The 23679-nt window shown below is 32.2% G+C and carries 12 protein-coding genes; all 12 read right to left on the bottom strand.

Features of this window, described 5'->3' with window-relative positions:
- Positions 1-42 precede the first annotated feature (42 nt).
- The 12 genes from MARIT_RS04985 to MARIT_RS04920 all read right to left on the bottom strand — a co-directional run bounded on the left by MARIT_RS04985 (position 43) and on the right by MARIT_RS04920 (position 23415).
- Positions 43-1119, bottom strand: coding sequence for a hypothetical protein (locus MARIT_RS04985; protein ID WP_100210934.1), 1077 nt, complete (start codon positions 1117-1119; stop codon positions 43-45).
- 413 nt (positions 1120-1532) lie between these two features.
- The gene (locus tag MARIT_RS04980; RefSeq protein ID WP_100210933.1) at positions 1533-2453 is read right to left on the bottom strand and encodes a hypothetical protein; all 921 of its coding nucleotides are present in this window, start codon (positions 2451-2453) and stop codon (positions 1533-1535) included.
- 10 nt (positions 2454-2463) lie between these two features.
- Positions 2464-5442, bottom strand: a complete 2979-nt coding sequence (locus MARIT_RS04975) for a hypothetical protein (protein ID WP_100210932.1) — start codon at positions 5440-5442, stop codon at positions 2464-2466.
- 982 nt (positions 5443-6424) lie between these two features.
- Complete coding sequence (locus tag MARIT_RS04965) at positions 6425-7786, bottom strand: PKD domain-containing protein (protein WP_100210930.1); 1362 nt, start codon at positions 7784-7786, stop codon at positions 6425-6427.
- Position 7787: 1 nt separating this feature from the next.
- Positions 7788-12920: a T9SS type A sorting domain-containing protein gene (locus MARIT_RS04960; protein WP_100210929.1), complete on the bottom strand. Its 5133-nt coding sequence runs from the start codon at positions 12918-12920 to the stop codon at positions 7788-7790.
- 3 nt (positions 12921-12923) lie between these two features.
- Positions 12924-15023: a fibronectin type III domain-containing protein gene (locus MARIT_RS04955; RefSeq protein ID WP_024740674.1), complete on the bottom strand. Its 2100-nt coding sequence runs from the start codon at positions 15021-15023 to the stop codon at positions 12924-12926.
- Positions 15024-15084: 61 nt separating this feature from the next.
- A complete protein-coding gene (locus tag MARIT_RS04950) occupies positions 15085-15495 on the bottom strand; it encodes a hypothetical protein (protein ID WP_038025413.1) in 411 nt (136 codons plus the stop codon).
- A 455-nt stretch (positions 15496-15950) separates the two neighbouring features.
- A complete protein-coding gene (locus MARIT_RS04940; RefSeq protein ID WP_157926190.1) occupies positions 15951-16394 on the bottom strand; it encodes a lipocalin family protein in 444 nt (147 codons plus the stop codon).
- A gap of 47 nt (positions 16395-16441) precedes the next feature.
- Positions 16442-21184: a hypothetical protein gene (locus MARIT_RS04935; protein ID WP_100210926.1), complete on the bottom strand. Its 4743-nt coding sequence runs from the start codon at positions 21182-21184 to the stop codon at positions 16442-16444.
- Between the two features lie 363 nt (positions 21185-21547).
- Entirely contained in the window at positions 21548-22030 is a 483-nt protein-coding gene (locus tag MARIT_RS04930; protein ID WP_100210925.1) for a DUF4625 domain-containing protein, read from the bottom strand.
- Positions 22031-22118: 88 nt separating this feature from the next.
- Positions 22119-22886 carry a DUF4625 domain-containing protein gene (locus tag MARIT_RS04925; protein ID WP_024740678.1) on the bottom strand — a complete coding sequence of 256 codons (768 nt, stop codon included), beginning with the start codon at positions 22884-22886 and terminating at the stop codon, positions 22119-22121.
- A 70-nt stretch (positions 22887-22956) separates the two neighbouring features.
- Positions 22957-23415 (bottom strand): DUF4625 domain-containing protein, encoded by a 459-nt coding sequence (locus tag MARIT_RS04920; protein ID WP_038025417.1) that lies wholly within the window; start codon positions 23413-23415, stop codon positions 22957-22959.
- Between the last annotated feature and the right edge of the window lie 264 nt (positions 23416-23679).

The raw sequence follows: 23679 nt of genomic DNA, 5'->3' as shown, positions 1-23679 counted from the left end.
AAAGCAAGTGTATTATTATATTTAAACCTTTAGACATTATCATTATTCCTGCGTAGTTATTTTTTCCGTTATTCTTATAGAATCTTTCCAATCAATTAATTCAAAATCTAATAATCCTTTTGTTTTAATTTTTACCCAACCTGATAATATAAGTGGGTCAAGATAAACATACCCATCAAATTTATCTGTACCAAATTTATACTGTATAATACCACCTATACAACTAGTTACATCACCACCTATATCTATTTCTAATAAATCTCTAGCTACTAATAACTCTGCTCCTAGCTCTAGTCCTACACAACCATAAGGGTTAAATTTAATATATGGATTATTGTCTTCATAAAAATCATTTTCAATAATTTTATACCTTTCAACGCCTCCTTCAAGTTTAACACCTGCTTTAAATTTTAAAGAAATACCTACTTTTACTACATTTGCTCTTTCTAAAAGTTTAAGCGCAGGAACAGTTAAAAAATTTTCAAAATCAACAGAAACTCCACCATTTACATAACCTCTTTGGATATGCTTGTATAGTCTAGACCTTTTTACTTCTTCATTAAACTGTGTACCTCCAATCTTTATAGGATCAATTTTTACCGGAATCCCTATATCATATTTATTAAAAGCTCCAAAAAGTTGTTCTAATGAACCATAATGATTTACTAAAGAATTGTAAATATTTGTGGGTATAAAATTAAACTGTTTTTGATCAATCGAAACCCATTTTATATGTGCTTCTTTTCTAAGAGTTTCTGAATTACCTCCGTTAACAGCTACAGAAAAATCACCTGTTCTCGTGGATAACCATTTAAAAGATGATTTTTTATTTTTAAAACCAACTAGTTTTCCATCATGATACCAAGATACTCCATACAACTTATTCTGCTCTACATCAGGGCTAAATACAGCGTTAAACTTAAATAAATTCTCTTCTGTCATAAGCTTATTACGAACTAAATACAATGTTTCTCCGAAATATGCTTTTCTTTTTGGCTTAGCATCCTCATAAACTTTTATTGAAGTTAATTGGTAGTTCTCTAGAACTCTCTTTATAGTAACCCTAATTTTCTCATCATTATAATTGGCTACAACATCTAGTATATGAATTTCTTTCATATTTATACCAAAATTATCATGGATTGTTTCGTTTGTAGCAAAAATGCTCGTATTATCTGTTCCTAACTTTAATACTTGCCAATTAATTTTTGCGCCTTTAGGATAGTTTTTTAATAAAAAGGCAAAGTTTGTTTCTTCTCTTGAATAAGGAACTTCTATTATATCTTTATTTTTATAGCTTTTACCATTGTGTTCAATTACAACCTCTTTTTCAATTGTACTTGAAGTAGTATTGTTGGTATCTGTACTTCCATTTTCGATGGCATTCGTATCTGTAGTTGTATTTGTTCCACTATTGGAATTCGTAGTATCGGTAGTATTTGTTGTGCTACTATCTGAACTAGAATTATTAGAAGTGTCCGTATTTGAATTATCTGTATCGTTTGTGTTTGTATTGGTGTTTTATCCGAAGGTTAATAAATACCTTTATTTAATATTAAATTATTTTTATTTTCTTTTAACCATTTTTCAATTAACCTAATTCTCTCTTCGTATGATTTCCCTTCCTCTTTATATAACCTACTAGGAAAATTGGTAATTGATATTTCTACATAGCTCAATGCCAAATGCCCAAGGTTAGATTTTACAGATGGTTTAGAGATATCACTTACTAAAGATTTGTTACCTGAAATCTTCAAAAGAAGATTAAGAGTTTCTGGTTGCCTTATATAATATGCATCTTCTTCAATATTTGAAGGATAACCAAATTTGTTTTGTTTAGATATATCTTTTTTCATTTTTCTTATACAAAAGTCTAAAGCTTTTTTATTACCCATTCTTGCCAAACTAAGCATAGCATTCCATCTATCTGCCTTTTCTCTTTTATTAAAATATCTCTCTATCAAATATCTTTCTGCTTCTTGTAATTGTAAAAATCCTGCCAGTTTGTAAATTTCTGATCTTAAATATATTTCATTTGTTATATCAAATAATTTTTCAATATTATTTTTAGCCTCTTTTTTATAATCAGATAATCTATAAACTGTTAAAGGGGTAAGAACAGCCGATCTAATCCTCAAAGAATCAGAAGACAGCAAAGTAGTGAAAAATTCTACCACCTTAATTCTATTTCTTTGATTTTTATTATCTTTTGTAACTTCTTTTAGAATATTAATAGCTTGTATACATTGATCTTGATTATAGACTTTCCATTTATCCATTATTTTATTATAAAAGTCATCAAAGTTTTCTTCTATAAGAATCATTTTATTATTTTGAACATCAAATTGTTTTAAATTTGTTATATAATCAGCTATTATATTATCAATATTTTGAGCTTTACAAGAAATTGCAATAAGCATAAAGGCTAAAAGTATATTTATTCTGTTTTTCATAATTATATATTCATTTTTTTTGAATTAAATCCCATTGATATTTCCTTAATAAATCTCCATCTTGATAATCCATTATATTCTTAGGGTCTTTTCCTTGATTATAATTGGAAAATTCATCAAATGGATGTTGAAGTCCGAATCCTCCATGTCCTAACTCGTGTGCAATTGTATTCATTAATTGATGTTTTTTCGTAGTTTTAATATGAGTGTTAACATGCACAACACCTACATTTGTCGTAGAAGGAAACCAACCAAGAGAACCATCATCTGGATTGTCAACCAATACAATAACGTATTCACTATTATTTGAATACTCTTTTATGAGAACATTATATTCGTCATTAACATTATTTCTGGACCTACGATTATTACTAACATCAATTTTTCCATCATTATTTTTATCAAAATTTAACGTATCTATTGTCATAGTAATATTCAATTCTACATTTGCTTGATTATATATTTTTTTATTGAGATAATCTTTTATTTCACTTAAGCTAAAATATGGTGATATTGTTTTTAAATTAGTATTTCTAGAAATAGTTTCACAAATTTTATTTGCTCCTGCCACAATATATTTTTCTCCCGCTAACGTTGTCTTAACATAATCATCCCCTTGTGGTTTTGTATCTAAAAAACTATTCTTTCCCCAGCTCACAACCTTTGTAGTATCTGATTCCACCTTGTTATTTAAAGAATATACTTGTACATCATCGTTTTCCTCATCAAGAGTTATTAATTTAAGATTTATGATTTTTTTAGGATAACTTATAACTTTAAACAGAGCTATACTATCTCCTTTAATACTATCTTTCCTAACATGTACCACCATTTCTTTTTTATTATAACTTGATGTTAATGAAATTTCTTCCGTATTTTTTACAATCTGTTTTGGTGTTATAAAAGATAAATTACTATCCTCTTCTAAAAAAATATTATTTTGTATTGTATCAATTTCGATTGTCAATTTATCAATTACTCCTGATTTTAAAGATTTCCATATAATTGATTTATTGAAACGTTTTTCATAATGAGGGTAATCATCTATTAAGTTATCATCAAAACTCCCTATTTCCTTTGAGTGCTTTTTAAATTTTATATTTGTTACAAGTATTTGATTCTCTATAGCATTTGTATTTTTTACTTCTCCAGTTTCTCCATTTTTATTGACTACAATTGTTTTGCCATTTTCATCTTTTACAACGGTATTATTTCCTAAACCTAAATTTTGTTCTTCTCCATTTGTACCAATAATTACGGTTTCCCCATTTTCGTTAACCTTTATCTCTTCTATTACAAAGCCTAAAGTTTCTTCTTCATAATCTCCTGCAATAATACCTAAATCTTCTAGTGCATCTTCAATAGTATCGTAAATGGTGTCTACCAAATCACTTATATCATCAACCATATCATCCACACTCTCCACATCACCCCAAGTAGCATCATACGTCGTACTTACTACCCCCTCTATCAATTGATAATCCGTATTGATACGAATATTAGTAAAACTTACCGCTAATTTTGTATCTGCTAAATAAGGCACTACAATATAACCAACTCCTCTAAAACGACCATTACTCCCTGATACTTGCTTGATCGTTACTGGAAAATCACCCGCTGTAAAAGTTTCATTAATCCCTATATTTTGCAAAGGCTGGGTATTGCTTATTTCTATTTCTGGTACAATACCACAAGTATAGCTGCTACTCTTTTCATTTTTAGCGGGCAGACTAAACTCATTAATCGCACTATAAGCATACAAAGGATTCAAATCATTCAGCTCATTACAACTACCTCCGACTCGAAAAACATAGGTTTTGCCTGCTCGTAAATTGCTAATTTGCACCTGTGTATTGTAAGTATATACCTCAAACCATTCCGCATCAGGAATGTCTGCTCTTTTATACTGAACATGGTATCTTTTATGTTCAGGCATCCCTTGCCAACGTATTTGAACACCCGCTTTACCTACTGCTTCTGAAAGTACATATCTAGGTGGGTAACAAGCCGTATTATAGGTAAAATAATAGATCTCACTATACCCATCATTTTTAAAAACCGAGTTCTTACTTAGCCCTGTTCTTGATACCGCTCTTACCCGCCAACCATATCGTTTGTTCGGCAATAATGTTGGCTTACCGATATGGTATAATAGTGTAGTAGTAGCTGTGGTTTCTGTATAATAATTAGGGGACGTTAAAAAAGCTGCTTCCGGAGCTATTTGAGTGTCCCATAATTCTCGTAATTCAAATTCATATGATACATTGCTCGCATTGGCATGTCTGGGCGTCCATTGAAAAATAATATTCATTGGATCTTGTGCCACGACTTGGTCGCCTTTATAGGGAACATTTAAAAAAGGAGGATCGTTTAAAAGCAAATAAATATTAGAACAGCCTAATGTTGGGTGATTCAATTGTTCGTTGGTAAACGCATCATATACTTCCCAACAAAAGGTATATACTCCCTCGGGCAAAGATTTCTGGTATTGCCGTGGGGTGATTCCTATTAAATTATTGGGTTCAAAATAGGAACTTAAATCGATGTTTGTATATTGATTTGAAACACCTCCATTTAAAAATATAGGACTTGCACCATGTACAAAATCTACAGAACGTATATCAAGTCCATTACCTTGGATACGTAATTTTAGACGTACTTGCTTATTATTGGCTACCACATCGGTTAACAATAGATGTAAGCGTAGTTTGACATCGCTGGCGCTGGTGTAATCACTCAGTTTGGTCGTATAAGGAGGAATGATTATTTGCGTTACTTGTACTGGATAGCGTTGGGCATGGGTCAGCGATATGCATAGTAAAAAGTAAACCGTAAGCAATAGGCTATTTTGTAGAAAGTGCCTTTTTAAGAATTGATCGATGGTACCTTGTCTTTTTGCCATGAAATTACCTATGGTTTCTTTGCATACTGCGTATGGCTTCTCAACACACCATACCATGGCTATCATATATTGAATCCTCTTTTTCATCTTTATTTATTTTTTTTAGAAGGTTATATCATTGAAGTGATTTAAACCTTCCTTATCTGATTAATGTTGGATATACTTCTTTTTTGATTGCTGGATCACCTAGCAAATTTGACAATCCATTAGCTCCCAAAATACCACCATCAATACCTGCTGCTAAGGTAAATTAATTATTCCTATTTTAAAAAGAATCGTTTGTTTTTTGCCCCCTCTTTTTTGTACAAACTTTTCCATCACCTCTAAATAGTTTGTACAAGTTTTCTACTCTTTTTTCTGTACAAACTTTTCAACCACCTCTAAAAAGTTTGTACAAGTTTTCTACTCTTTTTTCTGTACAAACTTTTCAACCACCTCTAAATAGTTTGTACAAGTTTTCTACTCATTTTCCTGTACAAACTTTTCAATCACCTCCAAAAAGTTTGTACAAATACTCATTATATATCAATAGGTTATATTTTTTTTAACTGAAATAATTCTCTCTTTTTTTATAAGAAGTTTTTGGAATTTAATAGAGAGATTCGAACTTAATCATGGATTTTTTAGATTGATAAGGTGAATTTCTCTGCATTTTTTTGAGAGGAAAAATAAAGGAAGTATGGTCTATTTTAACCAACAGTTTTTTACCAAACTTACCAAAGCCAGCTATCGTCTTTTATAATGTTGCTGGTATTTTCTACAATGCTTTAAAAGTAGCGGAGGTAATTTTTCCTGTTTTTAAACTTGCCCAATTTTTACACATAAAATATTCATAGAAAAAGCTTTTACTCTTCTAATCATAAAATGAAGTGATTTAATCTTTTTGTTTTGAAGTGAAAATTTAGGATTTTTGTCCTAATACATCTTTTTTGAGTAACATAGCCTTTGCTACGTTGTAAAAAAAGCTAAAATTAGGGGGAAATAAGACAACTTCGCAAGCATCAAAAAAAGTTGAAACCAGTTTATTATTTTTTAACCATCTACTTCCAACTACCTACTGCCTACTAAACTACTCTTTCTGTACTTTAATATCGCAAACTATGTATGAGTTATCTCCCTCATTTTTAAACTCCTTTATCTTAATTGCTCCTTTTCTCCCATCTGCTGTTTGAAATAATACAATCCTTGGTTTCATTGCATTATCAAAATGCAATACCCCACTTGAAGTCTCTACAATGCTAAGCCCCAATAACGGCAGATCATTTTGCATCGCATCAAATTGAGCGGTGGTAAAATTCACCCCACAATTACAATTCTCTTGTTTATTTACAAATACGGTATGCTTAGCATTTGGAATTACATTAAAACCATTGGCACCTACAAGCATAGGAGACACAAATTTATTAAAATTAAAACGATTATTGAGTCCTAAAAAAGAAAGATCTATTTCGCTACCATTATCACTAGTTACTTCATTTTTTGTAAATACTTTTCGGAGTTTAGTAGAAAAAAAAGCTCCTATAGTGTTGGCATTATGCGCGGTATTAATTCCTAATTTAACATCGTTAAAGACTCTTAAATTTGTATTATCATAAATTTCTATTGATTTTTGAAACTTTTTAGTTTTCTTTCCATTAGATGCTATTAAAACAATATTATGTACGCCTTTATCTTGAAATATGACACTCGGATTTTTCAGCGTACTCCTCGCTGGTATTCCTTTTTCAAAACTCCACTCATAGCGAATAGCATTACTCGTTTTATTTTCTAATACGATACCAACAGGAGCTTGATAGTCATCATCAAAAAAGTTTACTTTCCAATCAAAATCAATCTCTATATCAGGCAATACTGTTATTATTTGTTTTTTGACAATCGTTTCAAAACCATTAGAAACAGCAACTTCAATACAATGCTTTCCTGGACTTTCAAATACTACATTTCTAGGGGTTCTATCCGTGGAACTTTCTGGAACACCTCCTTCAAATTTCCATAAATAAGTCAATTGATTCCCAATCGTATTATTCGTAATACCTACTGTTACAGGAGGGTAATTACTCGCTATTATTTCTGTTGAAAATTGAATATCAATTCCTTCTACCACAGTAATCTCCTTTTTTAATACAACTTCCTCTCCATCTATATTGCTCGCCTTTAACAAAATCGGGTAAGTTCCTGCTTTTTCATAAGTAATACTCCCTGGGTTTTTAGCCGTTGATGAAGTGATAGTTGCTCCTTCAAAAGTCCACTGATACGTATCAGCTCCTTCCGTTTTATTACGAATACTGACTTGAACGGGTACAGATATATCGTCATTTACAAACGAAGTTGTAAAATTAGCCGCTATAAAAATTGGGGTTTCTTGGTAACAGGCTATAAATAACATTAATATTACGAATAAACTAACTCCTATTGTATCTCTATTTTTCATGCTACTTTACAATCATTCGTTTTACTTGTGTTTGCTTTGCCGTTTCTAATACTAGAATATACATTCCTGATGCTAAATTCATATTGAATGGAATATCATATTCTTCTAATACTTCTATAGGTTTATGTTGCTTTATAAACTCTCCTTGCGTATTAAAAAAACGTAAAGAAATAGCACTGGGTTCAGCTAAACTTACCTTCGTTTTGAAGTTTCCAGTATTAGGACTCGGTGAAATGTTAAATGCTTCGATAAATGGAGTTTTTGTGTCTCCTAAGTTTGGTAACTCCGTATTTTCTTCTATTACTATATTCTTATATAACTCTTGAACACAATCGCCAACATTCGTTAAAAGCCCAACCTTATAAGTCCCTTTTTCAGCAAAACGCATCACAACAGTATTTTCTTTTTCTTCAATTATAGTAACTCCTTCACTAAACACCCATTCAAAAGATTCAGGAGCAGGATTGCTAGTATGAAACACTACTACATCTTCATTTATATATGCTTGAGACGACATTAAGAATTCTGCTGCTATTTGACGATCGCTATAAATAATAGCCACCGAATCTGTTCCTATACAACCTAGCGATGATGTAACTGTTACTGTATAAGTACCTTCTTCGGTTACCGTAATTAATGCTTCATCAGAGACAAAACCATTCTCTGAAGTCCATTCATAAGTAACATTAGGAACATCAATACTAGCATCTAAAACATACTCTTGACCTTTGCATAATGTTTTATCAGCTCCTAAATCAATCGTTATTGGTGCTGGATTCTCCAATTTCACCTCTTCAAAAACTTTACATCCATTTGCATCAGTTAATGAAAAAATATACCTTCCTTCATGTAAGCCTGTTAAATTTGTTGTTTGCTCTCCTGAACTCCAAGAGTACGTGTATGGAGGCACTCCTCCTATGATATCTAGCGATATAGCTCCATCACTACTATTATAACACGTAGGATTCTTTGTATTCACTTTTATGCTCAATCCCCCTGGTTGCTCTATCGTAATATTTCCTGCTGCTTCACATCCCCTAGCATCAGTCACAAATACCAAATGATTACCAGCTATTAGATTAGTAGCTTTTGGAGTGCTTTGACCATTAGACCATTGAATATCGTAAGGAGGAACTCCTCCTGAAATAGCTACCGTTGCTGTACCATCATTCCCAGCATCACAAGAAATTTCGGTTGCAGACAATGATAATGCAATTAATTCTTGTTCTCTAAAAGTGTATAAAACGTCTGTTGCACTGGTTAACTCCAAACTATCATATACTCCTATAACGACCCCCCTACTATCTTCTACATTTAAAGCATATGCTCCCGCTGATAAACTTGTGACAATAGAACTATTTTGATGTATATCCTGATATATACCTGAACCATCTTTTTTCTTCCAAGTATATTTATAATCCTGCCCTACACTAAAAGGAAGTCCACCTGTTATAGTTGCTCTTAAACTTCCATCTCCATAAGGATTACTAAATGTATTATTTTGATTACATGAAATCGGTTTTTCAATAGCAATGATAGCTTCTATTGGATCGTACAAAACAAACTCTTTTTCTATGTAAGTACACCCCTCTTTAGACGTTGCTGTAATATAATTTGCATCTTGAATGGTTAAATAATAAATTCCTTTAGATATATTGTTTAATTGTATTTGAAATTTTCCATCTACAATATCGGTTTGCGTTTGGGCATTAAGTATCTCTCCTGTTTCATTTTGCCAATAGTAAGTATAGCTTCCATTCGGAAAAACAGTTCCTCCTTCTATTTCAGCGTTAACCCATCCGTCTGCTACTCCCCCAACAGTAGGAGTGGCAAAAGCCGTAAAATTTATACTTATAGGTTTTTCTGGCTGACTTATCAAAACAGTTCCTGTTGCTTGGCAACCACGACTATCGGTAACAGCCACTGTATATGCCCCTTTGGTTAAATTGCTTATTAGCACATCATCACTTTTATTTTCCCATTCAATAATATAAGGCGCAATTCCTCCTTTAATAATAGTTTTTGCCCAACCATCACTACCTTCGTAGCAATGTACATCTTGCTTTTCGAAAGATAATTCTAATAATGTTGGCTCTTCCAAATGGTAAGTTACGTCAGTGGGCGTTACTAACACATTATCTTTATACACTCCTAAAACAACACCATTAGCATCTTTAATATTAACGGCGTAGTTTCCACCATTAAGTCCAGTTGCAATGTTCGTAGTTTGTGAAGTTAGTATGGTCCAAACCCCAGGACTCGTTTCTTTTTTCCAAGTATAATAATAGGGCAAGCCGTTATTTTCATTAGGCTGCAACATAACACCTCCTCCAGCTACAGCTTCTAGGATTCCATCAGAAGAAGGATCTCCATAAGCATTACTATTATTACAAGAAATCGGTTTAACTAATTTCATCGCAACTTGTAAGGCCTCTGGATCTTTGATAGTATATTCACTCTTAACGATACTACAATTTATATCGTCGATAGCCGATGGATAATTTTTATCTTGAACCGTTAATTTGTAGGTTCCTTCTCCTATACCATTTAAAGTAAGTATATAATTGTTTGAGTTTATTTGCGCTGTTACTTGAGCATTCAAGTCATTACCACTAGCATCTGTCCAACCATAAGTATAGGCTCCATCATTCAAAGGCGTTCCTCCAGTAATTGTAGCTTGAATCCAACCGTTGGTAGCTCCCGCAAAAGTAGGTTCAAAAAAATTATAATGTACTTCTATAGGAGTTTTCGGCTGCTCAATTTCAATAGTTTCTTGAACCTGGCAACCTCGCCCATCAGTAACCATAACCGTATAAATACCAGCCTCCAAATTTGAAATATTTTCAGAGGTAGCTCCTGTATTCCATTGGGTAGTATAAGTTCCTGTTCCTCCAGTAATCGTTGTATTGATAGCTCCATCTGTACCTTGATAGCAAAATACATTTTGCTTTGTATATTGTATTTTTAACAACTCCGGTTCTTCTAAATTGTAGGTTACATCCGTAGGTGTAGTTAAGATATTATTTCTATAATTTCCTATAATAATTCCATTAGCATCTTCAATATTTACAGCATATTCACCCGCTTCTTGATTTCTTAATGTATCTCCTGTTTCATTAGGTATGATTTGATATACTCCTGAGCGGTCTTTCTTTTTCCAAGTATATTTGTAAGCATACTTCCCTTGTATTAAAGGGCTAAAAGGAACGCCTCCACTTGCTATTGCTGTTAACTCCCCGTCCGAAAAAGGATCATCATAAGCATTCTTACGATTACATGATATAACATTTGTCTCTTCAATAGCAACGTTTAACTTAAACGGTTCATTTAATGTATAGCTAGCATTCGCAATCATACAACCTTTTTTGGTATCAGCATCTGTATAATTTGCATCAGTTACTGTTAAGCTATAAGTACCTTGTATTGCATTTTCTAAAGTCAAATACCATCCATCTGTTGTATGTACAAAATCGGTAAAAGTAGTCCATTTCCTACCGCTTTCATGCGTCCATGTAAAATTATACTTACCATTAGGTAATGAAGTTCCTCCTGTTATTTGTGCACGTATTCTTCCATCAGAAAAACCAAAAGCTGTAGGTTGTTTTTCATCTACAAAAACTATTTCTAAAGGATTCTCTGGTTGTTTAATTTCTACGGTTTCTACTATTTCTTCTGCTAAACCAATAATGGTTCCCGCACCGTCTCTAACAATTCTTTTGGCGATACAATTATTGGCATCTTTTATTTGTAAAGTGTAATTACCTGCTGGTTTTCCTGTTATTACTTCGGTAGCTTCATATACTACATTAGGAAATGTTCCTGTAAATGTTGACAGATTTTCAAATTCAACCCAATCACTTTCTAGAACAGGACTTTCATCTCCTTGTTTGCGTAATAAATATTTATATTTCTCTAATATTTTTCCTCCTTTGGCCTTTATTACAATAGTTCCATCACTTCCTCCATAACACCAAACATTGGTATGTGTTGCTGTAAATTCAACAGGACTTGGTTTATTTATAGTAAAGGTAGCTTGATGTGTAGGAGATTCTGTATAAGTGTTCCACTTATCTCCATTATAAGCTATAGTACCTCCTCCAGCTAAAATTACACGAAACCTCCCTTTTCCTAATCCTTTTCCAATATCTTTATTAAATGTATATGAATTGTCTGATGCTAAAACAACGTTTGAGGATGAACTAACAATTTCATAGGTAGGAACACCATTAACATAGCCTTCAATTTTATCCAAATCTTCTATTGTTATACTTAAACGTTCGTTGGATTCTAACCCTCTATCAAAGTTTATTTTTACACTACCATCTTTCTCATCATAACAGGTTGTATTTGTTGTATTAACACTTGTTATATGCGGAGCAGAACGACGTATTTTATATTTCACAATATCAGAATCATATCCACAGGCAGATTGCTTGAAATAAATAGTTCTTCCATGGTTTAAACTTGCATCAAAATCACCAATTTCTTGGGCATTTAATTTTATCGATGCCGCTCCATTAAACGCATACATATCGACCCAATTATAGCCATCAAAAGAGTATTTCCAATTATACTCACTTGTTTTAAACCCTGTATGAGAAGTTAATACTATATCATCTTCAACAGGAAAAGAATTAGCTTCCCCAGGTGGATTAATGGTTAAAATAGGATAAATTTTAACATTAAACTTTGAATTCCATAATCCTGTATGGTACCTACTATCTATAAATTGTCCAAATTCAAAATCAAAATCAAAACACTCTAGAAAATTGTTGCTACTGTTACTATAAACCCTCCCGTCATTATAAGCTCTAGTCCCTCTACAAGTATCATAAACCTTCCTTTCTGACCAAAAACGAAGTGATTTTAACCTCTGATTTGCAGAAAAACGAGAAGTTGTTTCAGCACTTCCTGCTCGATAATAAACCCTAGGAGAATATTCTAAAAAATTAAACTCAAAAGCCTTATAGTTATTTGAGGAGTTTGCAAACTCAAGCTGAACATAAGCGTATCCACAATTATGATTTGTTGCTCCTTCTGCCCATCCATCAAAGGTTACTTCATACTCTCCAACTTGGCCATGAACAAAATTTAATGACTGCATTAATATAATAACGATTATAATCCTTTTCATTTTCTAAAATTTTATTTCAATTTTTTTTATTTTCGTATATCCTCCTTTTTTTAATATTGCTCGTATATGATATATATACGTTTCATTAGGGCTTACCTCCATATCTACTACTTTTTGAATATTACTTGGTAAGACTCTCCATATAGAAGGTTGTTTTTCTTTCAGTTGTTTGTAGATGGTATATTCTCCTATTTCTTTTTTGTCAGCTCTCCAAAAAAGTTCTATTTGATTGGTTTCTCTATTTATAATATAATGAAACCCTTTTATCCCACTTTTTGTTCCCATATCTGCTATTGTTATTGTCAGAGGAGTCGAGGGTTCTGATGTTAAACCTGCTTTATCCATTGCGCTAATGCGATAACGATATTTTTGATTTGCTTCTACACTGGTATCTATATAATGGTGTATGGTATCTTTTGTTACTAAAATATTTTCCCAAGGAGCTTTCTTAGTGAGATTTTTTCTAGCTATAATATGAGTAATTTCTTCTTCTGAAGTTCTTATCCACGTCAACACAACCTTATTCTTTTTAACCTTATATCCCGAAAAAATTGGAGATGTAGGAGGTATTACATCGGGTTTTTCAATTACTAATACTTTTGATTTTTTAGAATGATTATGCCGCTTATCTACAGCAACAATACTATAATATACTTTTGCATTCAAGTTTTTTACTGTAACAGTATCCATAAATTTATTTTGCAGTATGGGCGATACCGTTATTTGAGCAGGCTCTTCGTTTTCTAGAAAACCTCTAAAAACTCGGTATCCTAAAAAATCTGCTTCTGTATTTTGTTTCCAAGAAATTTGTACTACCCCCAAACTGTCTATTGTTCCTTTAAGTTCTGTTGGGATTGCAGGTGGCTTTCTATCTAAAGGTTGTATTAATGTAGAAAAGGATATTTTTTCTTGTTTAGCATCTTTTCCAATTGCTTTAATTTTTACATAATTAGAAGCTTGTAAATTGCTATAGGTCAACTTACGCTGGCTAGGCAAAATATTATCTACAGCCATTACATAAGGCCCATTATCTTTTGCTGCAATAAGCAATTGAAATTTTTGAAGTAAATCTTCCCCTTTCTTTGGAAATTCCCATGCAATAATGGCTTCATTAGCGTTTTTAGTAAGCTGTACATCAAATATTCTAGGGGTATAGGGTAAAATAGGGTTTCCATGTCCTGAAATTATTTTCGAATACAGTCCTTTTTCTCCGAAAGGAGATATTCCGCGTACCCTATAGTAGTATTTCTGAGTATTACTTGCCAATGAATCTATATAAAACATACGTTTGGCAGGAGCATTAGGTTTGTCATTAAGATTTACCAGAGGGGTTTTACTTAATGAAGTAAAATGAACGCCATCTGTAGCTCTCTCTAAGGTATAAGAAGTATATACCGATTTGAATAATTGATACTCCCAAGTTAAAGTAGCATTTTTATCCCCAAAAATAATTTGGAAATCTAACGGTGCTGGCAATGGCTCATATTCTTTCAAACTTACTACAGCAGCCGTTCCTTTTATGTCTTCAATTTTACTTATATTTTCTAATAATACAGGCTTTATTTTATAAACATATTTCTCATTTATAGCCACCGCTGTATCCTCAAATCCCCAACCTGCTTTTTTCGCCGCCTCAAAATTCATATCAGCGGCAAATAATGAAAATGAAAAACGTTGCTCGTTTTCGTTTACTAAATTGTATATATCAGCTAACTGTCCGTTATTTCCTCCTCCTACAAAAAAACTTTCTCCAAATAGCGCTTGTGCAATAATTGCTGCATTATTATCTTTTTCTACTATTTCTTGCCAAGTTTCTAATGGAGCTTTCTCTATTTTTTTTTCCCATATTTTTTCTAGTTTTGGCAAACGCTTTCCATTTCGTGAAAGCAGATATTTTTCTAGGACAAAACCACTTTTATTTGTTTTTTTCCAAGCAATAGCTGAATTTGCTGCCCAACGTAATAAAATTTTGCCTTTTTGTGCTCTTGCCAATATTTGTACCCTTGGCACTTCTTCTCCTTCGTTTACTTGAGCAAAAGTTTTAGAAACAACTAAAAAATGTGATATCAATAATAAGTTGAATATAACAAATAACTTTTTCATCTTTTACTTTTAAAATATGAGAAGAGCAAGTTCACTAATTAATAAACTTGCTCTTATTTTTTTATAATCTTTTATAAATAGTATAAATCTCACCTTCTTCGTTAGAAAAAACTATTTTTAGATTTCCATTTTCGATAGAATACTTACCACTTTTGGTATTTCCATTACGTGTAACTTCAAATACGTTATTTCCTTTATCTCCCCAAGTACCTTTGATAATTTCTAAAATACATCCATCAGCTGTATCCAAATAATTGTTAGTGCTAAAAGTATTATTGCTCTTAATTTCAGACACTGTTTTTCCTTCGCATTCACCTGCTTCTACTTCTTGCTCACCACCTCCACCACGCTTGTAAACTTGCCATTTTCCAACTAAAGGACTTTCTGGTGTTTCATCATCACTACATGATAAAAAAGAGGCATTTATACATACTGCTAAAAATAAAATCATAGCTGTTTTCATTGTTTTCATTTTAAAAAATATTTAGATTAATAATTGAATTACTTGTTTTACCTAAAATTATTAGGGTTCTTAAATTTATACTCAACATTGCTTCCTTTTATATTTCCTGGCAGAGTATAAAACAATTTTGCTTTATAATAACCGTACCTCATAAATAGGTAACTTTTGTCAAGAAAATTAAGTATAAGATTTTCTCCTCTTATTATTCCCTTTGCATAATCATTAGCAATCTGCGACTGTAAATCTACCCAGTCCTTTTTATAGAGCAACCTCATTTTTTATGGTATAACCTACTATAGGATACTTTGCATACAATGAAGAGTTAATATCTTTAATAAAAATAAGTATCTTCTAAACTTGCTTCAATTTTCACAAAAGAAACATTACTCGCAAATGTAGTCCCTAACAACTCTAGAATATCAATTGAAAGAGCAGGCATTTATGAGCCCGCCCTTTTATTTTACTTACTTTTTTTGATAAAGTGTATAGCTTCCGTTTTCATTTCCCTCTCTATCTGCTCCTAAAAGTTTCAAATTACCACTTTCAAATAAATATTTTGTCTCTTCTACTCGATCACCCCAATTCATTTCCAAAACATTTTCCTTTTTTTCTTCCCATATTCCTTTACCTTCTAATAAAACACAATCATCATTGATATTCTCTGCATGGTCACCCGATATAAAAGTATTATCCGATTTAAATTCAAGCGTTGACTTTTTTTTACATTCAGTTAATTCGCCTATTTCTCCGTTTGCTCCAGCATCTGCTAATATTCTCCATTTTCCTATAAGCGTATTCTGTGGGGTCCCTTCTGAACCAGCATCATCACTACATGATAAAAAAGAGGCATTTACACATACTGCTAAAAATAAAATCATAGCTGTTTTCATTGTTTTCATTGTTTTCATTGTTTTCATTTTAAAAAATATTTAGATTAATAATTGAATTACTTGTTTTACCTAAAATCATTAGGATTCTTAAATTTATACTCAACATTGCTTCCTTTTATATTTCCTGGCAGAGTATAAAACAATTTTGCTTTATAATAACCGTACCTCATAAATAGGTAACTTTTGTCAAGGAAATTAAGTATAGGATTTTCTCCTCTTATTATTCCATCTGCATAATCATTAGCAATCTGCGACTGTAAATCTACCCAGTCCTTTTTATAGAGCAATCCTAAATTATATCGGAAGGGAAATGTTGTTTGTAACATATTGTCATTCACTTCATGCTCTAAACTAGTTATATAATTATTTAAAAGAGGCAATGCGAATTTAGGAGGAGTTCCTAATATACGGGTATCCCTATTTTTTATGGTATAACCTCCTGTAGGGTACTTTGCATACAATGGAGGATTAATATCTTTGATAAAATAAGCATCTTCTAAACTTGCTTCAATTTTTACCAAAGAAATATTATTGGTAAATTTAGTTCCTAATAATTCTGGAATATCAAAAGGCTCATGAGTTTCCATCCTATTCGTTAAATAAATAACATCAGAATAAATTTTACCCCAGTTATAATTGGTTGTTTTTATCGATTTTATTTTCTGCCTAAACGTTTTATACTTTGAGGTTGTAAAACTATATGCTAGCCGTTCTATTTCTCCTTCTTTAGAAATGTTTTCCGCATTTTTCTGCTGTATTTGAACTGAATTTTCATTAGAACTATCTCCTATATTTTCTTTTGTATAACTATTTTTATGAACGTTTTTTGTAGTATTCTTTTTTATAGGCTTACTGGTAATACTCAAACGATATTTTTTTGATTGCGAAACATTCGGTAATTGGTATGTAAGCATATTATCCGAAGTATTGTATTTGAAAGCATGCTCTGAAGAATCCATTCCTTCTTCTTTATATGCTATATAACTATTCCACTGGGTATTGTCAAATAAATAATCTTGCCCTCTTTTTAACTGGATATACCCTTTATTATATTCTTTTTCTAAAAAATATTTTTGATCTAATACGGGATAAGCATACGTAATATTATGTAAAGGAATTACGGTTGGCGCTCCTCCTGTAGTAAAAGTTCGTTCTTCTTTTTCAATTGCTTTTTTACCATCAATTATAATTGTTTTGTAAATACCACCAACTCTTTCCATAAAACTTACCGTTACCTGAACTGTAACCTCTTCATTAGGTGGTAAAATATCTGTTGAAACAAAATTTGCTTTATCTTTATAATTAGCCCATTCTATTTTTCCTGGTATTTCTTTCCCTTTGTGTAAAATTTTAAATTTTTCAAGTACTATTTTATAGGTTTTATCTCCTTCATCTTCTGGTATCACAATAGGTTCTCCTACCTTCATACTAAAAGTAGCTTGCGGAATAGCAAATACATCAATATCTTGTTCTCCATCATCAGGACTTACATCTGTAATTATTTTAAGTCCACCTAGAGGAGAGGCATTTTCAAAAACACATTCTTCTCCTAAAATTAATTTAAATCGGAATCGACCTTTTATCATTCCTCCTAGCAAACTAAAATGTCCACCTATATAGCCACGCATCCATACAGGATTAGGTGCTTTTACCTGTAATAAAGCAGCTGCTCCCCCCTTGATTATTGATATTTTCTTATTCACAAAAAACAATTTCACATGGATTCCTAATTCTCCTTGTAAATACGTATAAGCCTGACCATTAGCATACCATCCATTAATACCAACTTGGCTTCCTGTATTTGAACACTGCGCTTCTCCATAATCTTTCAGCATAATATCAAATCCAGTACCCGCCTGAAAGCGAGCATAAAAAATTAAAAACCGTAAATCTCCTGTATCCACAGAAATATCGGATCCAAAAGCAAAGCCCCCTCCATTAGCTAATGTATTTTCATTTCTCATATAATCCAATTCATTAGCACTTACCCCTAGTATTTCAGACACAATACGTGGAGGAGGCGGAGCTGCAGGAAGCTTTGTTCCTGTCATAAAATAGCCTCCAGATTCAATACTTACAGGCCCAACTCCTATACGTAAACCTAAGCGATCTTCAGGGGTTCCTATATAAATATACCATTCTTCAGGAGAAAAATGTAATACCGCCCAACCTGCTCTACCTCTAGCTCCTCTACCTTTTATAAAACCTCCTGCTACATTAATAAAAGCATCCAATTCACCATGAAGAACGTCATTTTGAAAATCGTAAGTAATTGCTACTTTAGCACTAATATCCATTTCTTTTGCAGGAGTTTGTGGAAAATCGCGAGATGCTTTATTCAAAAGATTCCTTCCCATCCAAGCACTATCTATATTCTCTTCTGTAACCCCTAAAAACTTTTTTCGAGCAAGAGTATTCTTTTTTAGTTTAGACATTAAGCCACTTACTTTATCCACCCCTGGTATAGTAACCCCCATTAATGTTGCTTGCCCATAAAATCCTAAAAAATCTATTCCTCCATTACGGTTGAATACTATTTCAAAACCTGCTCCTCCTTTTATTATTTCCTTTTTAACAGCATTAAACATCACCATAGCTTTTACCCCTAACCCTACTTTTTCATCAGGCACGTATCCTATTCCTGAAGGAGAAAAAGAGGAGCTAAAATCAGTTCGCTTCATTCTATAAGAAGCACCTCCTGCAAATCCTTCTAAATTTAAAACCCCAGAGCCTGCACCGGGTGGTAAATTATCAACCATTGCCTCAAATTGCCAATACCTAAACGTAGTTTTTCCAAAAACTCCTTTCGCAGCCACTTTTATTCCTTTACCTGATTTAAATTCTACTTGCAAATTTGCAGCAAATCCATTTCCATATTCAGGATCATTATTCATTAAAGCCAAACTTCCCTCCATAGAAAAACCTCCCAAATCAGCATTCATAGCAATAGCCGCTAAATTTATTTCTTTAAATTTCCATTTTTGACGATAATTTTCTTCCTCAAAGGCTCCTATAATTCCCAAACTCGTTTTAGCTCCGAACCCATTACTTTTCCCCATTAAATTAATCGCCAAATCAAAGTATAAATTAGCATTAGCTTTATTCGCTGTAATTCCTATCTTTTCTATAGATACAGGAAAACCTGCCAAAGCTACCTTTTCTGTATATCCCATATAATCCACCGAAAAAACAGGCCCTTTAGTTTGTAACACTAAATTTTCAAAAACAATTCCTTTAAAGTCTATTAATGTTTTCTTATTCGAAGAATCTTCCCCTAGCTTTTCTTCATCTTTATCTGTTTTAATAGTTAAATTACCATGAAGTATTGCTTTGGGTTGAAATTCTCCATTTTTAACCTTTAATTCAACAACACTATTAGGAAGCAACTTTCCTTTAGCTTTCCATAGATTAAAATCAATAACAGACGCATTGCGTACATTCAACAAATACTCTTCTTCCGATATAATTCCCGTGTACGCTAAGCCTAAACGATTGTTTTTATCTGTTGATGTTGATATAGGTAACTGAATCCGCCCATTAAAAGAAGCTCCCACTAATTTATTAGCTACCAAGGAGACTTCTATTCTATCTAAAGAATATGCCCATGCTTTTTCCTTATTGGTACGTCCTTTATCTAATGAGAAAACATCTTTTGCATAAAAAGAACCCGATATGCCATAGCCATCAATCAAAAGATGGTGAGCACCAAAAGCAATCCTTTTATTACCTTCGGAAATAGTTTCTGATGTTTTAAATTCCTTAGGCAATTTTACCTCTAATGTATTTACATACACCCCTCTCCAAGAATTTTGATTTGGGAATAGCAATCCATTTTCACGGTAATGATCGGGAAAACTAACATTAGGAGCATTTCGTAAATCGCTAAAATCCAGTACTGCCTCATTTACATAAAACTGAAAATTACCATCATAATTTTCATTATTTCTTTTTTTAGCTAACACAAAAGGCTGTAAATCAATACCAACCAATAAATCATTCCAATCTGAAGCTATTGCTCTAAAAGCACCTTTTACCCTATAAGGCACCTGTATATTCTGCGTACCGTTCTCGGTTTCTATTCTAGAAAAGACCTTTTCTCTTTTTTCATCTACTTCTCCATTTTTTTCTAAAGGAAGTATTAATTCTCTTGAAAATTCAACCTCTCCCTCTATACCAAGCTCTTTAACCCCTTCACAATTTATAGTTACATAGGTACTGTTTTGAGTTATTCCTGTTCGATAATCAAAACCTCCTTTTAGCGTCAACATCCATTTCCCTCCGTTAAAAGGAATACGCATATCTCCTAACAAAACTAAGTTAGCATCTCCTATAATTCCTCCTTGATGAGATAATTTGACATTATTTGCCCCGAAAAATAGTTCTACAGGCAATCCATTTTCATTCGTTTGCGGTAAACGAACTCTAGCAAAAACCGTGAGTTCAGTATAATCTTTATAGATATTTGCACGAGTAATACCAATAGCATATTGTATGTTTTCTCTAGTATGTTTTACCCCTACAGGAAGCTCTTTAATGTCTTCATTTGAAAAGTTATCTACCCATGATGCCTCTTCTTCTATCTTTTTAAAAGAAGCGAATGCTTCATTCCTATCTCTGAGAATTTCTGATGAAACGGGATATAACAACCTTATACTATTCCATGAAATTTTAGATGTATTTTCAAGTATCTTATTTTTTGTATGGTAGTTCGTTTTTTTTGTCCTATTAGAACCATGTTTACCAGATGCGATTAAAACATGATTAATAAGCAAGCACAAAACAAAGAAAAAAGGAAATTTTCTTATCATAGTTCTTTTTCATTTTTAAGCAATAATTACTTGCAAAGGTAATCTTTTTTATAAAAATCGCAAAAAAACTTTATGACGCTTGCCCGTAATATTATAAAAAAGAACTACTCTAGTTTAAACACGTACCGTCTTATAGTAGCACCAAAAAACATTGAGGCAATACCTACATAATAGAACAACTCTTTAAAGTTTTCAAAATATAAACATATTCATCTTACTTTAAAGAGTTTATGGAACGAGATCAAAACTTTTTTCCTTCTATCTCTGAATACTTATTACAGAATAAAATTCTTTTTTATTTAAAAATTGCTCTTCCAAACTATCAATAATACAGCTTATCTAGAGTTCTTCTTTATCTGTACATTATTCCGTAATCTTGATATCAACTGCTTGACGCTTTTGCCAGCCTGTTTGATCAGTTACCCTTATTTCAAAATGATAATCTCCTACATCTATAGCGTTAGGTATAGGAATTGATACTGCTGCCTCATATGACTTAACAGTTCCTTCAATACTAAAGTTTTTCATGTAAATAAATGGTCTCTTAGGAAGTTTTTTAGGCCCTAAATCGCATTGTATTTCATAATTGTCATGAGTGTGATGGTCAAAATTATTATGAATATCAATAGCGTAAGAACCTAATGCCTCGTTGTCCGTAAACCTAGCCTTAAAATGTAGTAAGCCTCCCTTTTTTATTTTAGCACATGACTTTGGGAAAGCACTTGCAAAAGAGAGATCTATACTAGGTTTTACTTCATCTATCTGCTTTTCTCCTTTTGTGCAAGAAAAAAATAGCATCACCAGTAAACTCGATGTTATAACGGTTTTTTTAGTTATTAACTCCATATTTTTATTTTTATGAAGAGCCTTTAAAAACTATATTTTCAAAGGCTCTTCTTCCTCTTAATATCCTTACAATTGACTAATTAGATAATTACGCTACCTTTAAGGTATAGTATCTTAATAATTGTTCTTTTTTCTTATCTACTACTACGATATCTATATCGTATGTTTTTCCTGATTGTAAGTTATTAGTAATCGGTAAACTCCCTTTAAAATCAACTTTTGTCAAATTTTTACCTGTATAGTCAAAATCCTTACGCTCAAGTGTTTTCCATCCTTCTCCTGGTACAAATTCAGATACTTTAAGAACTACTAATGACAGTTCGTTCTTTGCTTCTATATAAGCTTCAACAGACAGGTCTTTTCCTATAACTGCTAGATTGTCATCATTGGTATTCGTTCCATATTTTACATTTTTCACCATAATCGTGTAAGGCAATACCTTAAGAATACCTTCTTTTGCCTTTTTATTTCCTAGATCATCTTCTACTGTCATTACCAATATATAATCTGTAACTTTTGCCTCATAAGATATATCTACATGCTGATGAAAACTAACTTCTTTAGCTCCTTTGTATTTTTCAGTAAAAACCTCTTTAAGCTTCCAATCACTTTGCTTTCCTTCTTTTAAAAATATTTCTACAGTAATACTTTTTATTTTCGCCTCTGCATAAACAGCTGCTCCTATATGGATGTTTCCTCCTTGTTTTATTGTTTTATCGCTACTATGCCCTGACCCAAACTCTAAATTAACAATTCCTAAAGAAGGAGGTATTACCATATCGCTCTCTTTTGAACAAGAGGCCAACATTACCAAAATTCCTATAAAAATGCTTTTTAAATATGTACTATAATTCATGTTATTTTGTTTTTAAAAATTATCTTCTACTCTTTCTCGCAATTATTTCTATTAATAATTACCCACTCGTTTAATTACTCTTTTCAACTATTAAGAACTCTCCTTCTTTGCGCTTAACATTTCCTAATGCATCTTTTACAGCTATATGAAAGTGATATGCTCCTTCTTTAGCTTCCTTAGAAATTTCAATATGCTCATGGAAATCGATATTCTTTTTTAGAGTGTATTTTTCTCCTTTAAACTCTTTTTCGAATTTCCAATTTGCTGTTGTTTCCTTTGCTGCATGCATTTCTACAGTAACACTATAAATGGTAGCTTCTGCATAAATTTCAGCATCAATATGTAAGTCTTCTCCAGCTGCTAGTTCTTTAGCATTTCCATTTTCTCCTCCATATTCTAATTTTTTGATTTCTATTTTAGTAGCTGTAATATGATCTTCTTCGTTGCTACATCCTGTCAATACTAACAAACTTACTATTAGTATTACCATGCTTAAAAAGCCTATTGTGATTCGTTTTATATTTTTCATTATATATGATTTTATCAACTTATATCTTTGTGAATAATTAATTACTAACATTTTCCTATTTAAGAAGAAAAAGCAATCCTTTTTTTCTTCTTAAATCTTATTGCTTTTAGGAGGCCCCCTTGTATAGTAATACCTGCTACTTGCATTGCATTTAACCTTTGCCTGTAAATTTTGATTACCTTCCCTTATAAACCAAACTACTCCCCTCTGCTTAAGTTCCTTTATCGTAAAAGCCTTATTAACTTCATACTCACAAAATAAACA

The organism is Tenacibaculum maritimum NCIMB 2154 (assembly GCF_900119795.1).
Lineage (GTDB): Bacteria > Bacteroidota > Bacteroidia > Flavobacteriales > Flavobacteriaceae > Polaribacter > Polaribacter maritimus.
The sequence above is the reverse complement of the archived record's forward strand: the minus strand, read 5'-3'. Positions and strand labels throughout refer to the sequence as shown.